Genomic DNA, 2,897 nt, shown 5'->3' on the forward strand with positions numbered 1-2,897 from the left:
GTGTCGATCTCCTCGGTGGTCGTGGTCAGGTCGCCGAAGACACCGACGATGTCGTAGGCCGAGTCCGTCCGCTCCAGCGGGATCGGCTCGTCCTCCGACTGCTGACCCGGACCCGCCGGGTCGAGCTGGAGGTACTTCTCCCCCAGCAGGTTGAGCACCTCGACGGAGGCGCGCGACTCGGTGCCGAAGTCGACGTCGTTGTCGACCTCGAAGGTGACGAGCACCCGGTCGTCCACGAGCTCGAGCCCCTGGACCCGGCCCGAGCGGATGCCGCCGACCTGGACCATGTTGCCGGCCCGCAGCCCGGAGCCCTCGGCGAACCACGCCTGGTAGGTGGTCCCGCTGAATCCGGGGAACTTCGAGAGGTTGAACGCTGCCGCCATGATCAGCGCCATCACGACCAGGGTGATGGTGCCCAGGCGCATGATCTGGGCGTCGGAGTGGCGTGCCATCAGTCCTCGCCCCCCTCGGAGCCGTCCTCGCCGGCGCCGTTGCAGCGCGGTGCGGTGGACTGGAACTCGAGGTTGTTGAGCTGGTCCAGCAGGACGTCGAGGCCGGGGATGCCCTCCAGCTCGGGGAGCGTGATCTTCCCGGAGAAGCCGCAGAGGTAGTAGTTGTACCAGCTGCCGTAGGTGCCGGTGCGGGTCTGGTCGGTCATCGATTCCGGCAGCCGCTCGACCAGCTCCACGAGCACGTCCCGGTTGCGCGGCTGGTTGAGCAGCCTGGCCAGGCGGCGCAGCTCGGCGACGTCGTCCTCGAGCAACGGGCGTCCCCGGGTGAGCAGGTCGGCCACCTCCTCGGTGAGCTCGGAGATGCTGCCCAACGAGGAACCGATGAGGCGGCGGTCGCGGGCGAGGTCGCCCATCCAGCGCTTCAGCTCCACGACGAGCCGCGTCAGCTGGGAGTGACGGGAGTCGACGGTCCGCAGCGTCTCGTCGAGGTTCGTGACGACCCGTCCGATGAGCTCGTCGCGCTCGGCGAGGTCTCCCGTCAACGAGGCGGTGCGCCGCAGCAGCCCGGCGACGGTGCCGCCCTCGCCCTGCAGCACCTGGAACAGGTTGAGGGAGAGCTCGTTGACCTGCTCGGGCTGCAGGGCCTGGAACAGCGGCTTGAAGCCGTTGAACAGCGTCGTCAGGTCGAGCGCCGGGCTCGTGCGCGAGGCCGGGATCGGCTCGCCCGGGTCCTGCGCCCGCGCGGTGTCGCCGTCACGGCCCTCCTCCAGCGACAGGTAGCGGTCCCCGACCAGGTTGAGGAAGCGGATCTCGGCGCGGGAGGAGGTGGTCAGCTCCACGTCGGTCTTGATCCGGAACGTGACCAGGGCCTGCGACCGCTCGTGGTGCTCGACCGAGCGGACCTCGCCGACGCTCACGCCGGCGACGCGGACGTCGTCGCCCTTCTCGAGCATCGAGGCGCTGGTGAAGACGGCGGTGTACTCCTGCCCGGCGCCGAACCCGACGTTGCCCATGATGGCCGCGAGCAGGCCCGTCACGAGCACGGAGACGACGGTGAAGACGCCGAGCTTGATCGCCGCCGCGATCGTGGCCACGTTGCGCTGCTGGGTGCTCACGAGGACACCGCCTCCTCCCCCCGCACGACCGGCCCGTAGAGCAGGGAGCCGAGCGCGCCGTAGGCGCCGGCGTCACGACCCGACCGGCCGGCCAGCAGGGCGTTGAGGACCTGCTGGTCGCCGGGCGTGCCGGCGTACCCCATCGAGACGGGGTCGAGCAGGGCCCCGAGGTAGGGCAGCTTGCTGTCGGGCGGGCGACTGTCCTTGTCCGAACCGTCCCGCAGCGGCTGGGGCCCGATCGGCTCCGGCGGGTTCGGCAGGCCCAGGCACCACGGCCCGCGGCCGACCTCGCCGTACTCCGGACGGTCGTCCTCGTCGTAGGCCTCGTACTGGGCGCTGAAGAGCTCGAGGTACTGCTTGACCTGGTTGCCGCTGAAGGCGATGGTCGAGGCGTCCGAGCTGGTCGACTGGCCCGGCGTCGACGTCACGATGGACCAGGTGCGGCTGCCGTGCGGCAACCCGATCGAGCGCCTCACCACGACCGCGTTCGGTCGCCTCGGTGGCCGCTTCACGAAGGTGTCGCTCACCGAGAACGGTCTGATGACCGACACGGTGAAGACCGGCGCCTCGGGTGGGCAGCGGTCGCCGCTGTCGTTCGCGCAGACCCTGATCCGGTCGACGGACGGCATGAACGGCATGTGGACCGCGGCGACGAACACGTGGGACCCGACCGAGCGGTCCCACGCGCAGCGGGTGCACGAGGCGAAGGACCCGCACATCCTGGTCGACGCGAAGATGGCCCGGACGAAGGTCGACCTCGACGACGACGAGCAGCTGCAGCGCGAGGTCATCTACCTGTACGGCGACAGCCTCCGCGAGCGAGGCGGGCACGTGTCGTCGCAGCGGATCATCCGCGCGGTGCGGGACAAGTCGAAGCTCGAGACCGAGCGGCGCCGGTTCTTCCTCTCCGAGGTGCTCTCCGGTGAGAGCGTGCTGTGCCCGACGGAGAAGTGGGCGGCGTTCGAGCGCGAGGGCACCCTCGACGCTGGCGAGCCGATCACGCTCGGGTTCGACGGCTCCCGCGCGCGGGACAAGACCACGCTGACCGCGACCCGGATCAGCGACGGCCGCGTGTTCCACCTCCGCACGTTCTCCCCCGAGTGCCTGTGCGAGGGCCAGCGGCACCGGCTCGACCTGTGCCCCGACCCGCGGGTGCACCGCGAGCTGGTCGACCAGGCCGTCACCGACGCGTTCACCGGCTACCAGGTCTGGTATCTGTACGGCGACCCGTACAAGTGGGGCGAGTACATGGCGATGTGGGCCGCCCGGTGGCCCGGCAAGGTCGTCGAGGTCCCCACCAACGTCGAGTCCCGCATGGACTCGATCCTGG

General features: G+C 70.3%; 4 protein-coding genes. 1 reads left to right on the plus strand and 3 read right to left on the minus strand.

The annotated features are described in order from the left end of the window. The 3 genes from A6Q79_RS16875 to A6Q79_RS16885 form a co-directional block, all read right to left on the minus strand. A partial coding sequence (locus tag A6Q79_RS16875) for an MlaD family protein (protein ID WP_317698825.1) occupies nucleotides 1-452 on the minus strand: 452 nt, incomplete at its 3' end. Beyond that, the gene (locus A6Q79_RS16880) at nucleotides 452-1,567 is read right to left on the minus strand and encodes an MCE family protein (protein WP_317698826.1); all 1,116 of its coding nucleotides are present in this window, start codon (nucleotides 1,565-1,567) and stop codon (nucleotides 452-454) included. The genes A6Q79_RS16875 and A6Q79_RS16880, both read right to left, overlap by 1 nt. After that, nucleotides 1,564-1,995 carry a hypothetical protein gene (locus A6Q79_RS16885; RefSeq protein WP_317698827.1) on the minus strand — a complete coding sequence of 144 codons (432 nt, stop codon included), beginning with the start codon at nucleotides 1,993-1,995 and terminating at the stop codon, nucleotides 1,564-1,566. The genes A6Q79_RS16880 and A6Q79_RS16885 overlap by 4 nt, the downstream gene beginning before the upstream one ends. Here A6Q79_RS16885 and A6Q79_RS16890 point away from each other — a divergent pair. After that, nucleotides 1,949-2,897, plus strand: a 949-nt coding sequence (locus A6Q79_RS16890; RefSeq protein ID WP_317698828.1) for a hypothetical protein, incomplete at its 3' end; no start/stop codon positions are given. The genes A6Q79_RS16885 and A6Q79_RS16890 overlap by 47 nt on opposite strands.

It is taken from the genome of Aeromicrobium sp. REDSEA-S32_B7 (assembly GCF_001626145.1).
Classification (GTDB): Bacteria; Actinomycetota; Actinomycetes; order Propionibacteriales; family Nocardioidaceae; genus Aeromicrobium; species Aeromicrobium erythreum.